Below are 23,513 nucleotides of genomic sequence, written 5' to 3'. Positions count from 1 at the left end.
TGCAATCGGGGGTAAGCCCCCTCCCACATTTTTAAGCCGGTTTATTCAAGAGCACCTCATATGGCCAAGTTTCCTACCGCTGTAAACCTGCACAAAACCTCCAACACCCTCGGCCTCACCTATGGGCCCGACGAGGTCTACCAGTTGCCCGCCGAACTGCTGCGGGTGCATTCGCCTTCCGCCGAGGTCCAGGGCCACGGCAAGCCCATCCTGCAATTCGGCAAGCTCAACGTGCGCCTGACCAAGATCGAACCGGCCGGCCAGTACGCACTGAAATTGACCTTCGACGACGGACATGACAGCGGACTGTTCACCTGGGACTACCTCTACCAATTGGCCGTGCGTCAGGACGCGTTGTGGGCCGATTATCTCGCCGAGCTCAAGGCAGCCGGCAAAACCCGTGATCCGAGCGAGTCGGTCGTGCGGCTGATGCTCTAGTCCAGGCTTCTTGCTCTTTAGAGGGCATTTTCTAATTTCATCTGCTTGAATGCCCTGTCGCGTGGCCAACGATTGGCCCGCTTGCGAAAAAAATTAAACTCGGGTAACCAATGGAACTGGCAAGTTCCCTGCATTTGACGATGCGGTATCAACGGTCACCCGAGTCGCAGTACCTGGCTTGTGTTGTGTATCGAAACCTGGTGCGCAGCGGTACCCGGTACTCGTCTTTCGGACAATGGAGCGTCGTAGATGAGTAACAAGAACAACGATGACTTGAAACGCCAGGCCTCGGAAAACACCCTGGGGCTCAACCCGATCATCGCGTTACGTAAAAAGGATTTACTGGCCTCGGCCAAGATGGTGCTGACCCAAGCCATCAAGCAACCGTTGCACAGCGTCAAGCACGTCGCCCATTTTGGCGTTGAATTGAAGAACGTGATGTTCGGCAAATCGCAGCTGCAGCCCGAAAGCGATGACCGTCGCTTCCACGACCCAGCCTGGAGCCAGAACCCGCTCTACAAACGCTACCTGCAAACCTACCTGGCGTGGCGCAAGGAACTGCACGACTGGATCGGCCACAGTAACCTGTCGGAACAGGACATCAGCCGCGGCCACTTCGTAATCAACCTGATGACCGAAGCCATGGCCCCTACCAACAGCGCGGCCAACCCGGCGGCGGTCAAACGCTTCTTTGAAACCGGCGGCAAGAGCCTGCTCGACGGCCTGTCGCACCTGGCCAAGGACATGGTGCACAACGGCGGCATGCCGAGCCAGGTCAACATGGGCGCGTTTGAAGTGGGCAAGACCCTGGGCATCACCGAAGGGGCGGTGGTATTTCGCAACGACGTGCTGGAGTTGATCCAGTACAAGCCGATCACCGAACAGGTGCACGAACGCCCGTTGCTGGTGGTACCGCCGCAGATCAACAAATTCTATGTATTCGACCTGAGCCCGGAAAAGAGCCTGGCGCGCTTCTGCCTGCGCAATGGGCAGCAGACCTTTATCGTCAGTTGGCGCAACCCTACCAAGGCCCAGCGCGAATGGGGCCTGTCGACCTATATCGAGGCGCTCAAGGAAGCGGTCGACGTGGTCACCGCGATCACCGGCAGCAAAGACGTGAATATGCTCGGCGCCTGCTCCGGCGGCATCACCTGCACCGCCCTGCTGGGCCACTACGCGGCGCTGGGGGAGAAGAAGGTCAACGCCCTGACCCTGCTTGTGAGTGTGCTGGACACCACCCTGGACACCCAGGTAGCGCTGTTCGTAGATGAGCAGACCCTGGAAGCGGCCAAGCGCCACTCCTACCAGGCCGGTGTACTGGAAGGCCGCGACATGGCCAAGGTGTTCGCCTGGATGCGCCCCAACGACCTGATCTGGAACTACTGGGTCAACAACTACCTGCTGGGCAATGAGCCGCCTGTGTTCGACATCCTGTTCTGGAACAACGACACCACGCGCTTGCCTGCGGCCTTCCACGGCGACCTGATCGAACTGTTCAAAAACAACCCGCTCGTGCGCGCCAATGCCCTGGAAGTGTGCGGCACGCCGATCGACCTCAAGCAGGTCACGGCCGATATCTATTCACTGGCCGGCACCAACGACCACATCACGCCGTGGCAGTCGTGCTACAAATCGGCCCAGCTGTTTGGCGGCAAGGTGGAATTCGTACTCTCCAGCAGCGGGCATATCCAGAGCATCCTCAACCCGCCCGGCAACCCCAAGGCGCGCTACCAGACCAGCGACAGCCTGGCGGGCAAGCCACTGGAGTGGCAGGAGAATGCGACCAAGCATACTGACTCGTGGTGGCTGCATTGGCAGGCGTGGCAAGCGGAACGGGCGGGCAAGCTGAAGAAGGCACCGACGACTTTGGGTAACAAGACCTATGCCGCAGCGGAAGCAGCCCCCGGGACTTACGTACACGAACGCTGAATTGAAATGCGTTCAAATGTGGGAGGGGGCTTGCTCCCGATGGCCGTGTGTCAGCCATCTGATCAATTGCAATCGGGGGCAAGCCCCCTCCCACCGTTGGCCTGCATTCCAACCGTCACATCTCACAGGGCTTGAGCATGCCGCAACCGTTCATCTTTCGTACCATCGACCTGGATGGCCAGACCATCCGCACGGCGGTACGCCCGGGCAAGCCCCACTTGACGCCGTTGCTGATCTTCAACGGCATCGGCGCCAACCTTGAGCTGGTGTTTCCGTTCGTCCAGGCCCTGGACCCGGACCTGGAAGTGATCGCCTTCGATGTGCCGGGCGTGGGTGGCTCCTCGACGCCCAACCGGCCTTATCGTTTTCCCGGCCTGGCCAAGCTCACTGCGCGCATGCTGGACTACCTGGACTATGGCCAGGTGAATGCGGTGGGCGTGTCCTGGGGCGGCGCCTTGGCGCAGCAGTTTGCCTACGACTACCCGGAACGCTGCAAGAAACTGATCCTGGCGGCGACCGCGGCCGGTGCCTTTATGGTGCCAGGCAAGCCGAAGGTGCTGTGGCTGATGGCCAGCCCCCGGCGCTATATCCAACCGTCCCACGTGGTGCGCATCGCACCGATGATCTATGGCGGTTCGTTCCGCCGCGATTCGAAACTGGCGGCCGAGCACGCGAGCAAAGTGCGCTCGGCCGGCAAGCTGGGCTACTACTGGCAACTCTTCGCGGGGTTGGGCTGGACCAGCATCCACTGGCTGCACAAGATCCGCCAGCCGACCCTGGTGCTGGCCGGGGACGACGACCCGCTGATCCCGCTGGTCAACATGCGCATGCTGGCCTGGCGCATTCCCAACGCACAGTTGCACATCATCGATGACGGCCACCTGTTCCTGATCACCCGGGCTGAAGCCGTGGCGCCGATCATCATGAAGTTTCTCGAGGAGGAGCGCATGCGGGCCGTGATTCACCCGCGACCTGCGGTGTAAGGACCACACCGCCGCGCAACTTGCCGAGAACCGACTATGGTTCTGAATTGGCGTGCCTGTTGATGGCTTGACGAAGGAGTGTTGGCTCATGCGAGAAAGACCCGTGACGAACCCGGCGCCCACCCCTGCCGCGTTCATCAACGCACAAAACGCGATCACCGGCCTGCGCGGTCGGGATTTGCTGTCGACCTTACGCAGCGTTGCCGCCCACGGCTGGCGCAACCCGGTGCATACCGCCCGTCACGCCCTGGCCCTGGGCGGTCAACTGGGTCGTGTGCTGCTGGGTGAGACCGTGCACGAGCCCAACCCACGGGACAGCCGCTTCAGCGACCCGACCTGGACGCTCAACCCGTTCTACCGACGCAGCCTGCAAGCCTATTTGAGCTGGCAGAAGCAGACCCGCCAGTGGATCGATGACAGCTCACTGAGTGACGACGACCGCGCCCGCGCGCACTTTGCCTTCGCCTTGATCAACGACGCCGTGTCGCCCTCCAACACCCTGCTCAACCCGCTGGCCGTCAAGGAGCTGCTCAACTCCGGCGGCAACAGTGTGGTGCGCGGCGTGAGCAACCTGTTCGACGACCTGCTGCACAACAACGGCCTGCCGCGCCAAGTGAGCAAACAGGCCTTTGAAGTCGGCAAGACCGTGGCCACCACCCCAGGCTCGGTGGTATTTCGCAATGAGCTGCTTGAGTTGATCCAATACAAGCCCATGAGCGAAAAACAGTACGCCAGGCCGCTGCTGATCGTGCCGCCGCAAATCAACAAGTACTACATCTTCGACTTGAGCCCGGCCAACAGCTTCGTGCAGTACGCCCTCAAGAACGGCCTGCAGACCTTCATGGTCAGTTGGCGCAACCCGGACGTGCGCCACCGCGAATGGGGCCTGTCCACCTATGTGGCGGCGCTGGAGGAAGCACTCAACGTCTGCCGGGCCATCACCGGTGCCCGCGAGGTCAACCTGATGGGCGCCTGCGCCGGTGGCCTGACCATCGCCGCCCTGCAAGGCCACTTGCAAGCCAAGCGCCAGCTGCGTCGTATCTCCAGCGCCAGCTACCTGGTGAGCCTGCTGGACAGCCAGATCGACAGCCCCGCCATGCTGTTCGCCGATGAGCAAACCCTGGAAGCCGCCAAGCGTCGTTCCTACCAGCAAGGCGTGCTGGACGGCCGCGACATGGCCAAGGTGTTCGCCTGGATGCGTCCCAACGACCTGATCTGGAACTACTGGATCAACAATTACCTGCTGGGCAAGGAACCGCCGGCCTTCGACATTTTGTACTGGAACAACGACAACACGCGCCTGCCCGCCGCACTGCATGGCGACCTGCTCGATTTCTTCAAGCACAACCCGCTGAGCCATCCCGGCGGCCTGGAAGTGTGCGGCACGCCCATCGACCTGCAGAAGGTCACGGTGGACAGCTTCAGCGTGGCCGGGATCAACGACCACATCACGCCGTGGGACGCGGTGTATCGCTCCACGCAATTGCTCGGTGGCGAGCGGCGCTTCGTGCTGTCCAACAGCGGGCATATCCAGAGCATCCTCAACCCACCGGGCAACCCCAAGGCCAACTACGTTGAAAATCCCAAGCTGAGCAGCGACCCGCGTGCCTGGTACTACGACGCCAACCACGTCGAGGGCAGTTGGTGGCCGCAGTGGCTGGCGTGGATCCAGCAGCGCTCGGGCGTACAGCGCGAAACCCTCACCGCCCTGGGCAACCAGAATTACCCACCGATGGAAGCGGCGCCCGGCACCTATGTGCGAGTGCGCTGAGCTCAACGATCAGATTAAGAAGACTGGATGAAGACCCGCGACCGTATCCTTGAATGTGCCTTGCAGTTGTTCAACCAGAAGGGCGAGCCGAACGTGTCGACCATGGAGGTGGCCAATGAAATGGGGATCAGCCCCGGCAACCTCTACTACCACTTCCATGGCAAGGAACCGCTGGTGCTGGGGTTGTTCGAGCGCTTCCAGGGCGAATTGGCGCCGCTGCTCGACCCACCGGCGGACGCGCAACTGCAGGCCCAGGATTACTGGCTGTTCCTGCACCTGATCATCGAACGCATGGCCCAATACCGGTTTTTGTTCCAGGACCTGTCGAACCTGGCGGGGCGCCTGCCGAAACTGGCCAAGGGCATTCGCAACCTGCTGACCGCACTCAAGCGCACCCTCGCGTCCTTGCTGGCGCGCCTGAAGGCGGACGGGCAACTGGTCAGTGACACCCAGGCGCTGGGCCAGTTGGTGGAGCAGATCACCATGACCCTGCTGTTCTCCCTGGACTACCAACGCATTCTCGACCGTGAGGGCGAGGTGCGGGTGGTGGTGTATCAAGTCATGATGCTGGTGGCGCCGCATCTGCTACCTGCGGCGCGGCAGGCCACGGAGCGATTGGCGCTGCGCTATCTGGACGATCATGTTTAAGCATTATCCGGAAATCTGCGGCTGACAGTTGAGCCGAATCATTCAAACTCCCCGAATTGCTGGGTAAACTTGAATAACTCACTGTCATTCTTGATTCCCAATTTTCTATAAGCCGATTGTTTCTGCGTACTGATCGTACTCGCACTGCGTGAAAACTTTGCGGCAATCGAATTCACCGACATTCCATCCAGAAAACATCGCAGCACCTCCTGTTCTTTAGGCGTAAGACAGGCGTTCAAGCGCAACGGCGTTGCATAGTCCATTTTCGACTTCATACTCACGACTTCCAGCATTGATTGCATGCCCTGCAAAGCAGGCACCATGCAAGGCTGCAGATAAATTCGACCTTGGGCGACGGTTCGAATAGCCGTGATCAACTCCGTCAGGTTCTGGGTTTTACCCAGGATTCCCCAACAGCCAGCCTTCAGCGACAGTGATACGGTAGCGGGCGTGTAATGCGAACAGACAATCAACGGCCGGCACTGGCTGAAGCGCCGGTTCAGCGCTTGTATAAGACTCAGGCCATCGTTGTCCGAAGGGGCCAGGATGAAGTCCATTACCACCACATCCGCCGGGCGCCGCGCAAGGGCTTCCAGTAATTCCTTGGCCGTCCCGAAAGAGCCGACCACATGGAGGTCGGCCTCGTTGCTCAACCCCAACTCGATCCCCTGCCGAAGCATCGCATGGTCATCTAGCAGCATGACGGTATACGTAGTGGATATTGAAGTAGGCATAAATAAACCCGCATAAGTAAATACAACACCGCAACATTATTCGCTGCTGCGAGCACGGTATACCCTGCCCCATCAAGGGATCAACATAGCGGGGCAATAAGCGTTACCCCTTCAGCAACATCCTACAGATAATTCCCAGTACTACAGACAATTCCTAAGTTAACCCGATTATTTTTCGAACTATCACGAGATAAAACTCGCCACTTCACTATAGATGCCATCTGGCACTGCACGCCAAATTATATAACCGCCATTAGAGACTAGTTCGAAACGAACTACAGGTGCTGCTTTTTACCTGTGGCGGCTCTCGTTTATTAAAATCACGACCGGAATCATCATGAAATTTACCGCTATCTCCACCGCTGCAACACTTCTTGCCCTGACAGCTGCGTTATCACGGCCCGCATTCGCCACCAACGACGGGGTCATCAACTTCACGGGGTTGGTGACCGATGTGACCTGCACCGTCGAGGGTGCCGCACCTGGCACAGGCGCAGTGGTCAAGGACGTCAACCTGGGCGGCGTCTCTGCTTCACGCCTGGCAACCGCTGGCAGTCGCGCCAACCTCACCGGTTTCACCATTCGCATTGGCGGGCCCGGCGAAGGCAGTTGCACCAACGGCCGCACCGCCATGGTGGCGTTCGACCCAACCAGCCCGGCCATTGACGTGGCGACCGGGCGCTTGAACATCGACGGCTACGACGACCCTTCCGACACTACCAATGCCAAGAACGTACAGGTCGAAGTCACTAACCGCGACGGCTCCCCGATCAACGTCTACACCGATAAATCCGAGGGCGTCGTGATCGCCGATAACCAGGCCATTATCCCGCTGGCAGCCCAAATGTACGCCAGCGGCGCCGCAACCGAAGGCACGGTGAAAACACGCGTCGGCTTCCTGGTCGAATACGCCGAGTAAGGGACAACACGTCTGCATACGCAGACCTCGAAGCCCGGGACCTGCAATTGCATTGCGGGTCCGCCCCCAGACTCGAAGAGACTTCAAATGATTAAAAGAATGGCCTGCCGTGCTCTCGCCACCTGTGCCCTCGGGCTGCTATCGCTGCACGCGCTCAACGCCCATGCCGGCATCATTGTCCATGGCACACGCGTGATCTACCCCGCTGAGCAGCAGGAAGTGGTTGTGCGCCTGGAAAATAAAGGCGATCGCCCGGCACTGGTACAGACCTGGCTGGATACTGGCGACCGAAACTCGACACCAGCGACTGCGCGGACTCCGTTCACCCTCTCACCGCCGATGTTTCGCATCGAACCGCACCAACAACAGGCATTGCGCCTGCGTTATTCCGGCGCCCCGTTGCCTACTGATCGCGAAAGCCTGTTCTGGTTGAACATATTCGAAGTGCCGCCGACTTCCGCCGACGCCGCGCAAAACAACCAGATCGAATTGTCGTTTCGCACTCGCTTGCGGGTGTTCCTGCGCCCACAAGGGTTGCCATACCCCGTCAGCAGCGCGGCAACCAGACTGCAGTGGAAACTGGTCCCCCATGACAATGGGTTCGCCCTGCAAGCGACCAACCCCACGCCCTACCATATTTCGCTGGCATCGGTCGCGTTGCTGAGCGAAGGCAAACGGTTCAACAAGGCGCCGAGCCAGGCGGCCAATGACGGTCTGTTATTGCCGGCCGGAGACATGAAACTGTTTGCATTGCCCCAGTTGCGTATTCGTCCCAACGGCAACCCCAAGGTCGAGTTCGTTTCCGTCAGCGATTTTGGCGCCCGCGTGCAGCACACGACGGCTGTCACCCTTTCGTCCGCAGGATAACCCGCAGCATGAACGCGACTTTGATCTCACATTGGCTAACCAGACTCAGCCTGTTGACGCTTGCACTGATCTGTCCCGTCATGGCGCAGGCAAGCGTTGTGATCAGCAGCACACGGATCATCTATCCGCAACAGGACAAGGAAGTCACAGTAAGGCTGGAAAGCAAGAATCAGGTACCCGTCCTGATGCAGGCATGGCTGGACAAGGGTGACGAGCACTCTACCCCGGACGCCGGCGGAATCCCCTTTGTTGTCACGCCGCCGATCTTTCGTATCGAGCCAGGCCGGCAACACGTCGTGCGCCTGGCATACACCGGCGAAACGCTGCCGTCTGCGCAGGAAAGCCTGTACTGGTTCAACTTACTCGAAGTGCCTTCGCAGGCCGAAGATGCCGCCCAGGGCAACCAGTTGCAACTTGCCTTCCGCTCCAGGATCAAGGTGTTTCTCCGACCGCCCAGCCTGCCCTTTGCGGCCGAAGCCGCGCCGGCCAAATTGCAGTGGCGCAGCGTAACCACCGAGCACGGCCCGTCACTGGAGGTCTATAACCCGACCCCCTATTACGTGAATTTCGACAAGATCGAAGTGGTCGCGAAGGGGCAGCGCCATGCGCGCAAATCCGCTGCATCGAGCGGAGACAATATGGTGGCGCCCGATAGCCGCAACCACTTCCAGATTGCAGGGCTTGCGTCGTTGCGTACGGCCGAGATGACCGTGGAGTTCCAGACGCTCGACGACTTCGGGCTCACGATCCAGCACAGCGCCAAGGTGTCGCCATGATCGCCCCACCCTGAGTTCATCAGGGTCCAGTCCCTGCCTCTCGAGGTTGATTGACCCGCCGCAGCACAAATCAAACACGTCCGTTCAGTACTTGTTCGTCAGGACAGGGCCGCGCTTTGTCGCAATTCGGACCACAACTTTCCCCGGGAACGGTATCCATGAGTTCGAAAACACCGGCCAGACCCGAAAACGGGTTTATATCGCCTTTCAGGTTGACGCTTGTAGCTCAAGGTCTATTGCTGTTGGGTGGCGCCCACACTGCAGCGGCCCAAGACGCCACGCATTCTGTATTCAACCCGGCCTTTTTTCCCGGCGGGGCAGCGGGCTTGCAGGTCGACATTTCAAAGTTCAACCAAGGCAACGTCGTGCTACCCGGCAGCTACCGTGCGGAGGTTTATCTCAACGGCCAATGGATAGGCAGAGAGACGCTATCGTTCAAAGCGATGGACGGACAAGACACTGCGCAGATGTGCCTTGAGCGTGACGCGCTCTTCAGGTTCGGCATCGACATGGAGGCGGTCGACAGGCAATCGACCGACGCCGTATTTTCCGCATGCGCCGATATTGCCAGCTACCTGCCAGGCGCCAGCGGCCGGTTCGATTCCGGTGAAAATCGCCTTGACCTGCAGATTCCGCAGATTTACCTCGCACGCAAGGCTCGGGGTTATATCGATCCCAAACACTGGGACAGTGGCATCGACGCTGCCTTCGTGCGTTACAACGCCAACACCTTTGCCACCCAAACCAGGCATCAGTCGCTCAACTCCAACTACGTCGGCCTGAACACCGGGCTCAACCTGGGCGACTGGCATTGGCGCCACAACGGCAGCTACAGCCAATCAAAGGTGGGCACTGGCTACCAAAGCAGCAGCACCTACGTTCAGCGTGAAATGAGCTCGCTGCAGTCTCAATTGATGGTCGGCGAAATCTACACGCCGGGCGAGCTGTTCGACAGCGTCCGCCTGCGGGGTGCGAGCCTGTTCAGCGATGACCGGATGCTGCCTGATTCCCAGACCGGTTTTGCCCCCGTGGTGCGCGGCGTTGCCGAGACCAACGCGCGGGTTACCGTGCGCCAGCGCGGGGTACTGCTGGATGAGGTGTCGGTGGCGCCTGGGCCGTTTGTACTCAATGATTTATTCCCTACCGGATATGGCGGCGACCTGACCGTCACGATCACCGAGGCGGATGGCCGTCAGCGGGAGTTCATCGTCCCCTTTGCGGCCAACGCCAACCTCCTGCGACCCGGCCACCACCGCTATTCGCTGAGCATCGGCCAGCTCGACGAGCTTGGCCTTCGGCACCCACCCACACTGATGCAGGCGACCTACCAGCATGGCCTCAGCAATCTACTGACCGGCTATACCGGTGCGGTCGTGGGCCAAGACTACAACTCACAATTATTGGGAACGGCACTCAACACGCCATTGGGTGCGGTGTCATTTGACTTGACCCACTCCAATGCCCATGTACCTGGACACGGTTCGCGTGAGGGACAAAGCCTGCAACTGCGCTACAGCAAGAATTTCGCAGACACCGGCACTCACTTCGCATTGGGGGCCTACCGCTATTCCACTGAAGGGTTCCTGAGCGTGGGCGATGCCGCACGGGTTCGCGACCTTGCCATCGACGGACTCAGCCTCGACAGCGTCTCGCGCCTGCGCGACAGAATGGACATAAGCCTCAACCAGAGCCTGGGCAACGGCTCGGTTTACCTGACCGGTTCTTCGCAAAACTATTGGAACCGCACAAGTGGCAACCTGACCTTTACCGCGGGATACAGCGGCACCTGGAAGGGCCTTCACTATACCGTCAGTGCACAGCGCACCCGTGACCTGTTGAGCGACCGAGTCGACAAGCAGGTGGATCTGACCTTGAGCCTGCCACTGGGCAGCGGCGCGCGTTCGCCGACCCTGACCACCACGGTCTATCACGGCGACCAAAACAGTGGCGAGCGCGTGAACGTCGGCGGCAGCCTTGGCGAACGCAGCGAATTCAGCTATGGCCTTGGTGCCAGTCGAACCCGAGGCAGTGGCAACGCCGCGAGTGCCGATATGAAATACCAGGCCAGCCACGGCGTGCTGTCTGCCGGTTACGGGCAGAGCAGCGACTACCGCTCGGTATCGCTGGGGATGACCGGCGGCATCGTTGCCCACGCCGGCGGCGTGACCTTCGCCCCGGAGTTGGGCGACACCATCGGCATCGTCCAGGCGCCCGACGCCCAGGGTGCGCGGATCAACGGTAACCACAGCGCGCAAGTCGGTAACAGCGGCTACGCCGTGGTACCCCACCTGACCCCGTATCGCCAGAACGTCGTGGAGCTGGACCCGAAGGACCTTTCGGTCGATGTGGAACTCAAGACCGCCGCCCAGAACGTAGCGCCCCGTGCCGGTTCGGTGGTGAAGCTTAAGTTCGAGACGGTCAGCGGCCAGGCCATGTTGATCACGGCACTGCGCGAGGATGGCAGCCCGCTGCCGTTTGGTGCGGATGTGTTCGATGAGGACGGCGCGAGCGTCGGGGTGGTCGGGCAGGGTGGTCAAGCCTTTGTTCGAGTGTCTCGTACACAGGGACCATTGACGATCAAGTGGGGCCCCCATGCCGGCGCCGCATGCCAGTTGCATTACGACTTGGGTCCACAGTCGAACATTGCCGGCACCCAACGCTTGCTTAATCTCGACGCGGGCACCTGCCGGCTCGATACAGCACAGCACATGCCACCGTCGAGCGAGCGCAATGCAAGCAGTTGATCCGGCGCAGGCGAGCACGCCCAGCGCACTGCTTGCCTGCAACCGCCCTATTTCTTTTGCGGGACTGAAGATGAAACGCGCCATACAACTCATGTCAACAGTGCTGGTCCTTGGCTCGCCGATTGCGGCTCAAGCGGCGTGTGACAGGTATCAGAACGACACATTCACACTCACCCTTCCGTCCACAATCGTCGTGCCGGACAGCCTCCCGGTGGAGTCTGAAATTGTCATTAAGGAATTCACTGGTACGGCACCCTCTTACACCATGAATTGCGGCCACACTTTATTAACGATTACCGGGCGCTACAACGCAAGGTCTCACTCAAAGTACTACGAGACCGAGGTTCCTGGCGTGGGCGTGCACATGCGCATCCGACATTCCGGCTCGCTTTACCCTTTCTTTGGCATGCATAACCAACAACGCACATTCAGCGGCCCCCTCACCAGCTTCATGGCCGCGGAGTTGGGGTTCTATAAAGCCGGGCCTGTAACAGACGGGACAGTGCCTGCCGGTAACATTTGGGTGCAGAGACTGGATAACCGTCCGGAGAGTTTTACCTTGAGGCTCGGCAACGCAGTGCGCTTTGTCAGGCCCGCCGCCACCTGCGACCTGGCAACCGGCGACGTCAACCGCACGATCTCGCTCGACCCGGTGCAAGTCGGCGCATTCAACAACGCAACGACCGCGGGCCCACGCAACTTCGAGTTAACCGCAAACTGCACCAACGCTTCCAACGTGACCTTCCGCTTTTCCGGTACCCCCGCACCTGGCAATGATCGGCTCTTCGCCAATACGGGCACTGCCGGTGGCGTCGCCCTGTGGCTGTATTCGCGCATTGGCGGTGGTATCCAGAACATCCTCGCCAACGGCACCGAAAACACCCGCACGGTGCCGGTCTCCGGGGGGCGCGCGGTGCTGCCGCTGGGTGCGGCCTATCACAAGAACGGCACGGTCAGCCAAGGCAGGCTCGAAACGACCGCGACCGTCAACATCACCTATAACTAAAAACCTGAGGAGTATGTAATGAGGATTCGAGCCCTGCCCCTGCTGCTGGCTATCACCGCGAGCCTGGCCGCCACTGCGGTCCAGGCCGCAACTACGGGCACCTTGCGCTTTACCGGCCAGGTCAACGCCGGCACCTGCAACCTGGCCGCCGGTGATGTGACCCGCACCATCACCCTGCCCTCGATCAAAGTATCGGATTTTGATTCATCCGAAGAAGTGGGTACGACAAATTTCGACATTACCGCCGAGTGCGAATCGGACATTCAAAATGTGTTCTTTCTGTTCGCGGGCACTCCGTCCAGCGGCAATGGCGCATTGTTCGCCAACACCGGAACCTCAGCCGGGACGGCGCTCTCGCTTTCCCACCGAAACGTCGCTGACATTCCCGCCAATGGCTCTGTCGCCGAGCGCACTCGCCAGATCGCCACAAGCGGCGCAAGAGCGTTGTTACCGATGAATGCGTCGTATCGGAAAACCGGCACCCCAATTACCGCGGGTACCCTGGACAGCACTGTCACCGTTTCCATTACTTACAATTGATGGGGAACCGCGCACGAAAAAAATGCCCAGCCTTTGCAGGCCGGGCATTTTTTTCGCGTCCCGGAAAAATCAGGACTGACTGGTTGGCGTCGGGGTGACCGGCGTTGCAGTCGGGGTGGCGGCAGGCGTGGGTGCCGACACCGAGTTGGCTGTCGAAGCAGCCGGTGCCGTGGTTGCCGGCTTGGCGGCAACAGCAGGCTTAGGCGCTGCCGGTTTTTTCGCTGCAGCTGGCTTCTTCGCCGCAGCAGGTTTGGCGGCTGGCTTGGCCACCGGTTTCGCGGCAGCTGGCTTGGCCGCAGGTTTAGCAGCGGCAGGCTTGGCCGCGGGTTTGGCGGCTGCGGTTTTGGCTGCGGGCTTAGCGGCCGGTTTTGCGGCGGCCTTGACTGCTGGCTTAGCCGCAGGTTTGGCAGTTGCTTTCGCAGCCACGGGTTTAGCGGTGGCCTTGGCAGCCGGTTTGGCCGCTGCGGTTTTGGCAGCCGGTTTAGCGACTGCTTTTACAGCTGCCTTGGCCGCGGGTTTTGCAGCTGGCTTGGCGGCAGCTTTCACCAGAGGTTTGGCAGCCGTTTTAGCCGCTGGTTTGGCAGCGGCCGTTTTTGCAGCAGGCTTGGCAGCCGGTTTAGCGGCGGCCGCTTTCACTGGAGCCACTTTGGCACCGGTCAGTTTTTCGATTTGCTTTGTCAGGGTATCGACCTTGCTGTGCAGGGTCTTCAGCTCAGCTTTACTCGGCACGCCCAGGCGCGAAATAGCACTGTTGAGGCGCTTGTCCAGAGCCCCTTCGAGTTCGCCCCAAGTACCCAATACCTGTTTCTTCGCATCACTGATGCGCGAACCGGCAGTGGCTTTAGCAGCACCTACTTGTTTACCCACTGCGCTCTTGGTCAACTTCTCGGCTTTCTCGCCGTCCTTAACCAACGTCTCGAAGAGTTTACTGCCGTCACTGTCGATCTTCGAGTAAACGCCTAAACCAGCCAGCCAGATCTTGCGGGAATACTCTTCAACTTTCCCGACCCACGAGCTGCCTTCTTTCTGAGTAGTCTTTTTAACAGCCATCCCGATGTCTCCTTAGTGTTTACGCGCGACACGTTCGAGCAATGCCGTCAGCTCTTCGAGCTTAGCAGAGAGTGTCTCCACGTCATGTTTAGACGCAATGCCAATTCGATTCAAGGCACTGGCAACGCGAGTATCAAAAGCTTTTTCAACTTTATCCAGCTGAACTTCTACCAGACCTTTGACCGCGGAGACATTACTCTTTACTTGATCAATCTGACTGTTGGCTGCATCAAGTTGTTCCACTGCAACTTTTTTGCCTTTACTTTCAACATGTTGACCGGTTTTAACCAGCTCTTTGAAGTAGTCGCCGCCCTCGCTGCCGACCTTCGCGTAGGCACCAAGACCCGCCAACCAGATCTTGCGGGCGTAGGTTTTAACGTCACTCAACGCGCCGGTCTGAGCATCGATTTTTTTCTTCAGGATAACTTTGGCCATGGTGCACCTCACGCAGAAAAGGGGGGAGGAACGGCCCGCAGGAGTTGAGGACCTGGGCACAAAGTAGGCTGGAAAATTAGAATCGGCACCCTAAGTACTCGCGGATCAGGCCAAGGCTTTATCCAGGGCTTTCTCGATTTCGGACTTGATGGTGCCACTCATGGCCGACATCAACAGGCCCAGTTCCACATCAATGCGCAGCGAATCATCCGCCACCAACACGGTGCCTTTAACCCCCGAACGCTTGAGGTTCAAGGTATCGCCGGACCACGAGGGCTCCAGGCCATATTGCTCCTGGAGTTTATGCGCCAACTTCTCGGCCTTTGCGCGTGCCCCTTCTTTACCCAGGGAATGTGCACGCTCAACGGTTATACGGGCCATTACGATGACTCCTCTTTATAGGGATTTGAATACCTTGAATGCGGCAAAAGGTCTCGGTGCCTGCCTATCTTACCTGCAGCCTTGCCAAGACAAAGCAGGCCTTGGGGATTATCATGTCCCGCATTCTCTTTTGGTGACAGCGATATGACTGATCAGCGCAAAGGCAGCGATGCCGAACCCACCACTCACTTCGGTTTCAAGAACGTCCCGGAAAGCCAGAAGGCGGAAAAAGTCGCTGAGGTGTTCCACTCCGTGGCAGCCAAGTACGACCTGATGAACGACGTGCTCTCCGGCGGCATGCACCGCCTGTGGAAACGCTTCACCATCGAGCTGTCGGGGGTACGCACCGGCAACCGCGTGCTGGACATCGCCGGCGGTACGGGTGACCTGGCGGCCAAGTTTTCCAAGCTTGTCGGCCCTACCGGCCAGGTGGTGCTGGCGGATATCAACGGCTCGATGCTCAAGGTCGGCCGTGATCGCCTGCTCGACAAAGGCGTGGCCGGCAATATCGAATTCGTCCAGGCCGACGCTGAAAAGCTGCCGTTCCCCGACAACCATTTCGACTGCGTGACCATCGCCTTCGGCCTGCGCAACGTGACCCACAAGGAAGACGCGATCCGCTCGATGCTGCGCGTCCTCAAGCCGGGTGGCCGCCTGTTGGTACTGGAGTTCTCCAAGCCGACCAACGCGCTGATGTCCAAGGTCTACGACACCTACTCCTTCGCCTTCATGCCGTTGATGGGCAAGCTGATCACCAATGACGCCGAAAGCTACCGCTACCTGGCCGAATCGATCCGCATGCACCCCGACCAGGAAACCCTGAAGTCGATGATGGTAGAAGCCGGTTTCGACCGCGTGACCTACCACAACATGACTTCGGGCATTGTCGCCCTGCACCGTGGCATCAAGCCCTGATGCTGCTCAAAGGCCTTCTCGCCAGCGTCGAACACGGGATCAACCGTGTACTGCGCCTGGACAGCACCGCCCTGGCACGGCTCGCGCACTTGAACGGCAAGGTCATCGCCGTGGACTGCAGCAGCCCCGCCCTGCAGCTGTTTATCCTGCCCAGCGATGAAGGCCTGCTGCTCGCCACTCAATGGGCTGCCGAAGCCGACTGCACCCTGCGTGCACCCGCCTCCAGCCTGTTGCACCTGGCGCTGAGCCGCAACAAGACCGCCATCCTCCACGGCCCCGAAGTGCACCTGGAAGGCGACAGTGCGGTCCTGATGGACCTGGCCGCCGTGCTGCAGGACCTGGAACTGGACTGGGAATACGAGCTGTCCCGCTGGATCGGCCCCGTCGCCACCCAGTTGATCAGCGGGCACCTGCGCAGTCGCACGCGCTGGTACCAGCAGGGGTTCGCCAGCCTCAACCAGAACCTTGCCGAATACTTGAGCGAAGAATCGCGCACCCTGGTCGGCGAACGCGAAGCGCAAGCGCGCTTTCGTGAGCTCGACAAGGCCAAAATCGACCTGGAACGCCTCGAGGCCCGCTTCGAGCGCCTGAGCCGTTCCCTTGATCCAAGCGATAACGCATGAAGCTGCTCGCCGTCCGCCGTTTGTTCCGTATCCAGCGCGTCGTAATCCGCTACCGCCTCGATGACCTGCTGTTCGCCCTGCCCTTGCCATGGTTCCTGCTGGCGGTGCGCTATGTGCTGCCGTGGCGCTGGTTCCCGCGCAAACAGCTGGAGTTGAGTCGAGGCGCGCGCCTGCGCCTGGCGTTGCAGGACCTGGGGCCGATTTTTATCAAGTTCGGGCAGATCCTCTCCACGCGCCGCGACCTGCTGCCCGAAGACATCGCCGACGAACTGATGCTGCTGCAGGATCGCGTGCCGCCGTTCGATTCCCAGCAGTCGATGAAGCTGATCGAAGAGCAACTGGGCAAGAAGATCAGCGAGGTGTTCAGCCGCTTCGACGTCGAACCGCTGGCCTCGGCCTCGGTGGCGCAAGTGCACGCCGCGCAGTTGAAGAGCGGCGAAGAAGTGGTGGTGAAGGTGATTCGCCCGGGCCTCAAGCCGATCATCGGCCAGGACCTGGCGTGGCTGTTTATCCTGGCCCGCGCCGCCGAACGTTTCTCTGCCGATGCGCGCCTGCTGCACCCGGTGGACGTGGTCGCCGACTACGAAAAAACCATCTACGACGAACTCGACCTGCTGCGCGAAGCGGCCAACGCCAGCCAGCTCAAGCGTAACTTCGAAGGTTCGCCGCTGCTGTACGTGCCGCAGGTGTATTGGGATTGGTGCCGCCCGAAAGTGCTGGTGATGGAGCGCATCTACGGCGTGCAGGTCACCGACCTCGCGACCCTGGCCGACCAGCGCACCGACATGAAGATGCTTGCCGAGCGCGGCGTGGAGATCTTCTTCACCCAGGTGTTCCGCGACAGTTTCTTCCACGCCGACATGCACCCCGGCAATATCTTCGTCAGCACCGTCAACCCGTGGAGCCCGCAGTACATTGCGATCGACTGCGGCATCGTCGGCAGCCTGACCCCGGAAGACCAGGACTACCTGGCGCGCAACCTGTTCGCCTTCTTCAAGCGCGACTACCGCCGCGTGGCGCAGTTGCACATCGATTCGGGCTGGGTGCCGGCGGAAACCAAGCTCAATGAATTCGAAGCGGCGATCCGCACCGTGTGCGAGCCGATCTTTGAAAAACCCCTGAAAGATATCTCCTTCGGCCAGGTGCTGATGCGCCTGTTCCAGACCGCGCGGCGCTTCAATATGGAAGTGCAGCCGCAACTGGTGCTGCTGCAAAAAACCCTGCTCAACATCGAAGGCCTGGGCCGTCAGCTGTACCCGGACCTCGACCTGTGGAACACCGCCCAGCCGTTCCTGGAACGCTGGATGCGCGAGCGGGTCAGCCCGAAAACCCTGCTGGGCAACCTGCACAGCCAGTTCGAACAACTGCCGCACCTGGCCAACATGACCCGCGACCTGCTGGAGCGCATGTCCCAGCCCCATGCCAAAGACCCAGCGCCGCCCTGGCAGAAGCGCAAGGACGACTGGTTCCTGCGCCTGCTGGGGGCCGCGCACCTGGTCGGTGGCGTGATGCTGGCCATTGGCGGGCCGCTGAACCAACTGGGCCACTGGCCGGCCGGCATCATGGTCGCCGTGGGTGTTTATCTGATCGTGCGTCGATAGCCAATCCGGTTATACACTGTCGCAAATTGCCGGAGCCGAAAATGAAAGACTGGCTGGACGAGATCAAGTGGGACAGTGACGGCCTGGTGCCGGCCATTGCCCAGGACTACAAGACCGGGCGCGTGCTGATGATGGCCTGGATGAACCGCGAGGCCCTGAGCCTCACCGCCACTGAGCAGCGCGCCATCTACTGGTCACGTTCCCGTGGCAAACTGTGGCGCAAGGGCGAAGAGTCCGGGCACGTGCAGACCCTGCACGAGATGCGCATCGACTGCGACGCCGACGTGGTGATCCTCAAGGTCGAGCAGATCGGCGACATCGCCTGCCACACCGGCCGCCACAGCTGCTTCTATCGCGTGTTCGAGAACGGCGAATGGAAGGTTGTAGAGCCGGTGCTCAAAGACCCGCACGCCATCTACTCGGCAGGACACTGACCATGAGCGATACCCTCAACCGTGTGGCCCAGGTGCTGGAGGACCGCAAAGGTGCGGACGCCGACAGCTCCTACGTCGCCAGCCTGTACCACAAGGGTCTGAACAAGATCCTGGAAAAACTCGGCGAAGAGTCCATCGAGACCATCATCGCGGCCAAGGACGCGCAAATCAGCGGCGATTGCAGCGATGTCATCTATGAGACCGCCGACTTGTGGTTCCATAGCCTGGTCATGCTCGCCCAACTGGGGCAGCATCCACAGGCCGTGCTGGATGAACTGGACCGTCGCTTCGGCTTGTCCGGGCACGCCGAAAAGGCATCGCGCCCGTCCGCCTGAATAACTTTTACTAGAGGATTTGCAGCATGGGCATTTTTGACTGGAAACACTGGATCGTCATTCTGGTAGTGGTGGTACTGGTATTCGGCACCAAGAAACTCAAAAACCTCGGCACCGACGTGGGCGAGTCGATCAAGGGCTTCCGTAAAGCCATGAACGACGATGAGAAGCCTGCCGACCCGGCCGCCAACCCGGTGCCACCGGCCCAGCCTGTACACCCCCAGGCCACCCAGCCGATCACCGAGCGTCGCACCTTCGACGTGCAGGCTGAAAAAGTCGAAGAGCCGACCCGCAAAGACTCGTGAGCACTGACTAATGTTTGGTATCAGCTTCTCTGAACTGCTGCTCGTCGGCCTGGTTGCCTTGCTGGTACTGGGGCCGGAACGCCTGCCCGGTGCCGCACGCACGGCCGGCCTGTGGATCGGGCGCCTGAAACGCAGTTTCAACGCCATCAAACAGGAAGTTGAACGGGAAATCGGCGCCGACGAGATCCGTCGCCAACTGCACAACGAACATATTCTGTCGTTGGAACAGGAAGCCCGGAAGATCCTGTCGCCGGTGCAGGAGCCCGCCAAACCGGTGGAGCCTGTGGCCGAGCACAGCATCGCGCCTGCGCCAGCGGTGGATACCCAGCCCGCCGCCCCGACCCCGACCGCTCCAACCGAGCCTGCGCCGACGCCCGCTGCGTCGCCCGCGCCCCATGACCCTACATTGCCGCCGCGAGCCCCATGAGCGCTGATAAACCGGAAAACGACCAGCATATGCCGCTGGTCTCGCACCTGACCGAGCTGCGGACCCGCCTGCTGCGTTGCGTGGCCGCGATCTTCGTGATCTTTGCCGGGCTGTTCGCCTTTACCCAGCAGATCTACACCTTCGTCTCCACGCCGCTGCGCCAGTACCTGCCGGCCGGCGCGACGATGATTGCCACCGATGTGTCATCGCCCTTCCTCACACCGTTGAAGCTGACGATGATGGTCTCGCTGTTCCTGGCGATCCCGGTGATCCTGCACCAGATCTGGGGCTTTATCGCGCCGGGCCTGTACAAGCATGAGAAGCGCATCGCCGTGCCCTTGCTGGTGTCGAGCATCCTGCTGTTCTACACCGGCATGGCCTTCGCCTACTTCCTGGTGTTCCCGTTGATCTTCAAGTTCTTCGCCGCCGCCACCCCGGCCGGCGTGGAGATGATGACGGACATCACCAGCTACCTCGACTTCGTGATGACGCTGTTCTTCGCCTTTGGCGTCGCCTTCGAAATCCCCGTGGCCGTGGTGTTGCTGGTGTGGATCGGCGTGGTCAACGTGCAGTACCTGAAGAAGATCCGCCCGTACGTGATCATCGGCTGCTTCGTGGTCGGCATGATCCTCACGCCGCCGGACATCTTCTCCCAGACCCTGCTGGCCGTGCCGATGTGGATGCTGTTCGAGATCGGCATCCTGTTCAGCGGCCTGATCAGCAAGCGTGGCGATCACCCGGATGACCAACCCGCAGACGACGACCAGCCGCCAGCGACCCAGCCGTGAACCTGCTGCTGCTGTTCGATGCCGACTTTATCGCGGCCGACCGGGTGATCCTGCGTGATCGGCGCCTGGTGCATATGCAGGAAGTCCACCGCGCCGCCGTAGGCGACAGCCTGCGGGTCGGGCGCCTTGGCGGGTTGATGGGCAACGCGCAATTGCTGCGCCTGGAAGCCCGTGAAGCCGAACTGCAAGTGAGCTTCGACCAACCACCGCCGGCCAAACTGCCCCTGACCCTGCTGCTGGCCCTGCCACGTCCGAAGATGCTGCGCCGGGTCCTGCAAACCGTGGCGGCCATGGGCGTGCCGAAAGTGGTGCTGGTCAACAGCTACCGGGTGGAAAAAAGCTTCTGGCAGACCCCCTTCCTGGAGCCCGAGGCCATTCGCGAACAACTGATCCTCGGCCTGGAACAGGCGCGGGACACGGTACTGCCGGAAATCCTTATCGAAAAGCGCTTCAAGCCCTTCGTCGAAGACCGCCTGCCGGCCATGACCGCAGGCACCTTTGGCCTGATTGGCCATCCCGGCGACTACCCACCCTGCCCACGCGGCCTGGACGAACCGGTCACCCTGGCCATAGGCCCGGAAGGTGGCTGGATCCCCTATGAGGTGGACCTGCTGGCCAAGGCCGGCTTGCAGCCGGTGCAATTGGGCGCCCGCATCCTGCGCGTCGAAACGGCCGTCACCGCCCTGCTCGCCCGCCTTTTCTAACCACACCGCATAACCCTTTGGGAGGGGGCTTGCTCCCGATAGCGGCGGGTCAGTCAGCATTTCTGATACTGAACCACCGCTATCGGGAGCAAGCCCCCTCCCACAGGGGACAGCGTCGCTACAGAATTCCGTATGCAAGCCGATAACCCGTGAATAAGTCCAAGCCTTGTTCCAGGGGAGTTCGCAACATGTATCGTTGGTTAGCCGAAAAGCTGGGGAATGTCAGCGTCAAAACCAAGCTGGCGGTGGGCTTTGGCCTGGTATTGCTGTTGACACTGATGATCACCTTCACCGGCTGGAGCGGCCTGGGCGACGTGATCAGCCGTGGTGACAAGCTGGGTTACATCTCCAGCCTCAACGGCTTGACCAAAGACCTGCGCCTGGCACGCCTTGACTACGAGATGCGCCGTGGCGAACAAGGCCCGACCGCCGTCAGCGAACTGCTGAACAAGCTGGACACTGGCCTGAAGACCGCACGCAGCCTGATCGAACAACCCACGGATGCCGCCCTGGTCGATGAGCAATTGGCCGCCGTGGACCAGTACAAGCGCGCGTTCAACGATATGGTGCAGGCAGGCACCAACCGCGACAATGCCCGCAGCAAGCTGGGCGATACCGCCGATAATGCGGTACTCAAGGTCAGCGAAGTGGAGAAATCCCTGCTGCAAGGCGACAGTGTCACGCTGTTCAACAGCGTGGTGGACCTGAGCAAACTGATCCAGCAAGCACGCTTCCAAGTACGGGGCTACACCTACAGCGGCAAGGTGGAGGCCGAGCAGCCCGCGCTGGATGCCATCGACAACGCGCTGAAAAAAATCACCAGCCTCACCAGCCAAATACCTGATCAGTATTCAGCCAACCTGCAACAGGCCAGCGTCTCACTGCAAGCCTACCGCGCCGCCGTCAGCCAATACCGCGACTCTCAAGTGGCCAGCGCAGCGGCACTCAAGACCATGTCTGCCCAGGGCGATATCCTGCTGGGCCACAGTGACAAACTGACGGTTTCCCAGACCGCGGTACGCGATGCGGATGCCGCGCAAGCCAAATACTTGCTGCTAACGGCCACCGTGCTGGCGCTGATCTTCGGCCTGGTTGCCGCCTGGGCCATCACCCGCCAGATCATCCTCCCCCTGAACCAGACCCTGCAGGTCGCCGAGCGTGTCGCGTCGGGCGACCTGAGCCACAACCTCACCTCCTTGCGCCAGGATGAGCTGGGCCAATTGCAACGCGCCATGCAAAGCATGACCGTGGGCCTGCGCGAGTTGATCGGCGGCATCAGCGAAGGGGTCACCCAGATCGCCAGCGCTGCCGAGCAACTGTCGGCCGTGACCGAACAGACCAGCGCCGGGGTCAACAGCCAGAAAGTCGAGACCGACCAGGTGGCCACCGCCATGAATGAAATGGCCGCTACCGTGCAGGAAGTGGCGCGCAATGCCGAGGAAGCCTCCGAAGCCGCAGTGGCCGCCGACCAGCAGGCCCGCGAAGGCGACAAAGTGGTCGGCGAAGCGATCGCCCAGATCGAACGCCTCGCCACTGAAGTCGGCAACTCCACGGTCGCCATGGCCGATCTGAAGCGCGAAAGCGACAAGATCGGCAGCGTGCTCGATGTGATCAAGTCCGTGGCCCAGCAAACCAACCTGCTGGCCCTCAACGCAGCCATTGAAGCGGCACGGGCCGGTGAGGCCGGACGCGGTTTCGCGGTGGTGGCCGATGAAGTACGCAGCCTGGCCCAGCGCACCCAGAAGTCCACCGAAGAGATCGAAGAGCTGATCGTCGGCCTGCAAAGCGGCACCCAGCAGGTAGCGAACATCATGGACAACAGCCGTGGCCTCACCGACAGCAGTGTCGAGCTGACCCGCCGCGCCGGCAGCGCCTTGGAGAACATCACACGTACGGTCTCGACCATCCAGGCGATGAACTCCCAGATCGCCACCGCCGCCGAGCAGCAAAGCGCCGTGGCGGAAGAGATCAATCGCAGTGTGTTGAACGTGCGCGATATCTCCGAGCAGACGGCTTCGGCCAGTGAAGAGACCGCCGCATCGAGTACCGAACTGGCGCGCCTGGGCACTCATCTCCAGGCGCTGGTCGGCCGCTTCCGGGTCTGACCCCTTCCCCGCGTGGCGACCCGCCCTGGGTCGCCGCCTGCAATCTGTGAAATTT

25 protein-coding genes and 1 pseudogene are annotated in these 23,513 nt (G+C 60.7%); 22 read left to right on the top strand and 4 right to left on the bottom strand.

Going from position 1 to position 23,513, the window contains the following annotated elements:
* Window positions 1-60: 60 nt before the first annotated feature.
* The 5 genes from J1N02_RS15595 to J1N02_RS15575 all read left to right on the top strand — a co-directional run bounded on the left by J1N02_RS15595 (window position 61) and on the right by J1N02_RS15575 (window position 5,769).
* Window positions 61-438, top strand: a complete 378-nt coding sequence (locus J1N02_RS15595; protein ID WP_027605016.1) for a gamma-butyrobetaine hydroxylase-like domain-containing protein — start codon at window positions 61-63, stop codon at window positions 436-438.
* Window positions 439-687: 249 nt separating this feature from the next.
* Window positions 688-2,367 (top strand): class II poly(R)-hydroxyalkanoic acid synthase, encoded by a 1,680-nt coding sequence (phaC, locus tag J1N02_RS15590; protein ID WP_108573662.1) that lies wholly within the window; start codon window positions 688-690, stop codon window positions 2,365-2,367.
* Window positions 2,368-2,504: 137 nt separating this feature from the next.
* Complete coding sequence (phaZ, locus tag J1N02_RS15585; RefSeq protein WP_027605018.1) at window positions 2,505-3,350, top strand: poly(3-hydroxyalkanoate) depolymerase; 846 nt, start codon at window positions 2,505-2,507, stop codon at window positions 3,348-3,350.
* 88 nt (window positions 3,351-3,438) lie between these two features.
* On the top strand, window positions 3,439-5,121 hold the full coding sequence (gene phaC / locus J1N02_RS15580) for a class II poly(R)-hydroxyalkanoic acid synthase (protein ID WP_027605019.1): 1,683 nt from the start codon (window positions 3,439-3,441) through the stop codon (window positions 5,119-5,121).
* Between the two features lie 27 nt (window positions 5,122-5,148).
* Window positions 5,149-5,769, top strand: coding sequence for a TetR/AcrR family transcriptional regulator (locus tag J1N02_RS15575; RefSeq protein ID WP_027605020.1), 621 nt, complete (start codon window positions 5,149-5,151; stop codon window positions 5,767-5,769).
* Between the two features lie 38 nt (window positions 5,770-5,807).
* Here the strand turns inward: J1N02_RS15575 and J1N02_RS15570 are convergent, their stop codons facing one another.
* Window positions 5,808-6,470 carry a response regulator transcription factor gene (locus J1N02_RS15570; protein WP_043293466.1) on the bottom strand — a complete coding sequence of 221 codons (663 nt, stop codon included), beginning with the start codon at window positions 6,468-6,470 and terminating at the stop codon, window positions 5,808-5,810.
* A 370-nt stretch (window positions 6,471-6,840) separates the two neighbouring features.
* Here J1N02_RS15570 and J1N02_RS15565 point away from each other — a divergent pair, with 370 nt between their 5' ends.
* The 6 genes from J1N02_RS15565 to J1N02_RS15540 all read left to right on the top strand — a co-directional run bounded on the left by J1N02_RS15565 (window position 6,841) and on the right by J1N02_RS15540 (window position 13,355).
* A complete protein-coding gene (locus J1N02_RS15565) occupies window positions 6,841-7,422 on the top strand; it encodes a fimbrial protein (protein ID WP_027605022.1) in 582 nt (193 codons plus the stop codon).
* 99 nt (window positions 7,423-7,521) lie between these two features.
* Window positions 7,522-8,289 carry a fimbrial biogenesis chaperone gene (locus tag J1N02_RS15560; protein ID WP_223841667.1) on the top strand — a complete coding sequence of 256 codons (768 nt, stop codon included), beginning with the start codon at window positions 7,522-7,524 and terminating at the stop codon, window positions 8,287-8,289.
* A gap of 8 nt (window positions 8,290-8,297) precedes the next feature.
* Entirely contained in the window at window positions 8,298-9,065 is a 768-nt protein-coding gene (locus tag J1N02_RS15555) for a fimbrial biogenesis chaperone (protein WP_098480519.1), read from the top strand.
* A gap of 158 nt (window positions 9,066-9,223) precedes the next feature.
* Entirely contained in the window at window positions 9,224-11,809 is a 2,586-nt protein-coding gene (locus tag J1N02_RS15550; protein WP_421147471.1) for a fimbria/pilus outer membrane usher protein, read from the top strand.
* A complete protein-coding gene (locus tag J1N02_RS15545; RefSeq protein ID WP_421147470.1) occupies window positions 11,796-12,815 on the top strand; it encodes a fimbrial protein in 1,020 nt (339 codons plus the stop codon). Before J1N02_RS15550 ends, J1N02_RS15545 begins: the two co-directional genes overlap by 14 nt.
* An 18-nt stretch (window positions 12,816-12,833) precedes the next feature.
* Window positions 12,834-13,355: a fimbrial protein gene (locus J1N02_RS15540; protein WP_027605026.1), complete on the top strand. Its 522-nt coding sequence runs from the start codon at window positions 12,834-12,836 to the stop codon at window positions 13,353-13,355.
* Between the two features lie 69 nt (window positions 13,356-13,424).
* Here J1N02_RS15540 and J1N02_RS15535 read toward each other — a convergent pair whose 3' ends face one another.
* The 3 genes from J1N02_RS15535 to J1N02_RS15525 form a co-directional block, all read right to left on the bottom strand.
* The gene (locus tag J1N02_RS15535) at window positions 13,425-14,405 is read right to left on the bottom strand and encodes a phasin family protein (RefSeq protein WP_027605027.1); all 981 of its coding nucleotides are present in this window, start codon (window positions 14,403-14,405) and stop codon (window positions 13,425-13,427) included.
* A 12-nt stretch (window positions 14,406-14,417) separates the two neighbouring features.
* The gene (locus tag J1N02_RS15530; protein ID WP_027605028.1) at window positions 14,418-14,840 is read right to left on the bottom strand and encodes a phasin family protein; all 423 of its coding nucleotides are present in this window, start codon (window positions 14,838-14,840) and stop codon (window positions 14,418-14,420) included.
* 105 nt (window positions 14,841-14,945) lie between these two features.
* Window positions 14,946-15,221 (bottom strand): polyhydroxyalkanoic acid system family protein, encoded by a 276-nt coding sequence (locus J1N02_RS15525; RefSeq protein WP_027605029.1) that lies wholly within the window; start codon window positions 15,219-15,221, stop codon window positions 14,946-14,948.
* Between the two features lie 144 nt (window positions 15,222-15,365).
* On the opposite strand from J1N02_RS15525, the gene ubiE reads away from it, so the two are divergent.
* From ubiE to J1N02_RS15470, 11 genes and pseudogenes are all read left to right on the top strand, one after another.
* Entirely contained in the window at window positions 15,366-16,136 is a 771-nt protein-coding gene (gene ubiE, locus J1N02_RS15520; RefSeq protein ID WP_003171186.1) for a bifunctional demethylmenaquinone methyltransferase/2-methoxy-6-polyprenyl-1,4-benzoquinol methylase UbiE, read from the top strand.
* Complete coding sequence (locus tag J1N02_RS15515) at window positions 16,136-16,759, top strand: ubiquinone biosynthesis accessory factor UbiJ (protein ID WP_027605030.1); 624 nt, start codon at window positions 16,136-16,138, stop codon at window positions 16,757-16,759. Before ubiE ends, J1N02_RS15515 begins: the two co-directional genes overlap by 1 nt.
* Complete coding sequence (gene ubiB / locus J1N02_RS15510) at window positions 16,756-18,360, top strand: ubiquinone biosynthesis regulatory protein kinase UbiB (RefSeq protein ID WP_027605031.1); 1,605 nt, start codon at window positions 16,756-16,758, stop codon at window positions 18,358-18,360. Before J1N02_RS15515 ends, ubiB begins: the two co-directional genes overlap by 4 nt.
* A 41-nt stretch (window positions 18,361-18,401) precedes the next feature.
* Window positions 18,402-18,794 (top strand): phosphoribosyl-AMP cyclohydrolase, encoded by a 393-nt coding sequence (hisI, locus tag J1N02_RS15505; RefSeq protein ID WP_012721796.1) that lies wholly within the window; start codon window positions 18,402-18,404, stop codon window positions 18,792-18,794.
* 2 nt (window positions 18,795-18,796) lie between these two features.
* Entirely contained in the window at window positions 18,797-19,129 is a 333-nt protein-coding gene (locus J1N02_RS15500) for a phosphoribosyl-ATP diphosphatase (RefSeq protein WP_027605032.1), read from the top strand.
* Between the two features lie 26 nt (window positions 19,130-19,155).
* Window positions 19,156-19,434: a twin-arginine translocase TatA/TatE family subunit gene (locus J1N02_RS15495; RefSeq protein WP_003171180.1), complete on the top strand. Its 279-nt coding sequence runs from the start codon at window positions 19,156-19,158 to the stop codon at window positions 19,432-19,434.
* Window positions 19,435-19,444: 10 nt separating this feature from the next.
* Window positions 19,445-19,861 (top strand): Sec-independent protein translocase protein TatB, encoded by a 417-nt coding sequence (gene tatB / locus J1N02_RS15490; RefSeq protein WP_098480521.1) that lies wholly within the window; start codon window positions 19,445-19,447, stop codon window positions 19,859-19,861.
* Window positions 19,858-20,649, top strand: a complete 792-nt coding sequence (gene tatC / locus J1N02_RS15485; RefSeq protein ID WP_027605034.1) for a twin-arginine translocase subunit TatC — start codon at window positions 19,858-19,860, stop codon at window positions 20,647-20,649. The genes tatB and tatC overlap by 4 nt, the downstream gene beginning before the upstream one ends.
* The gene (locus J1N02_RS15480) at window positions 20,646-21,353 is read left to right on the top strand and encodes a 16S rRNA (uracil(1498)-N(3))-methyltransferase (protein ID WP_092358737.1); all 708 of its coding nucleotides are present in this window, start codon (window positions 20,646-20,648) and stop codon (window positions 21,351-21,353) included. Before tatC ends, J1N02_RS15480 begins: the two co-directional genes overlap by 4 nt.
* A 188-nt stretch (window positions 21,354-21,541) precedes the next feature.
* Window positions 21,542-22,600 (top strand): annotated as a pseudogene (locus J1N02_RS15475) (methyl-accepting chemotaxis protein); the annotation flags it as partial.
* The gene (locus J1N02_RS15470) at window positions 22,586-23,458 is read left to right on the top strand and encodes a methyl-accepting chemotaxis protein (RefSeq protein ID WP_421147478.1); all 873 of its coding nucleotides are present in this window, start codon (window positions 22,586-22,588) and stop codon (window positions 23,456-23,458) included. The pseudogene J1N02_RS15475 and the gene J1N02_RS15470, both read left to right, overlap by 15 nt.
* The last annotated feature ends 55 nt before the right edge of the window (window positions 23,459-23,513 follow it).

Source organism: Pseudomonas sp. NFX5 (genome assembly GCF_049132125.1).
Taxonomy (GTDB): Bacteria; Pseudomonadota; Gammaproteobacteria; order Pseudomonadales; family Pseudomonadaceae; genus Aquipseudomonas; species Aquipseudomonas marginalis.
This window is presented reverse-complemented; position numbering and strand designations above follow the sequence as displayed.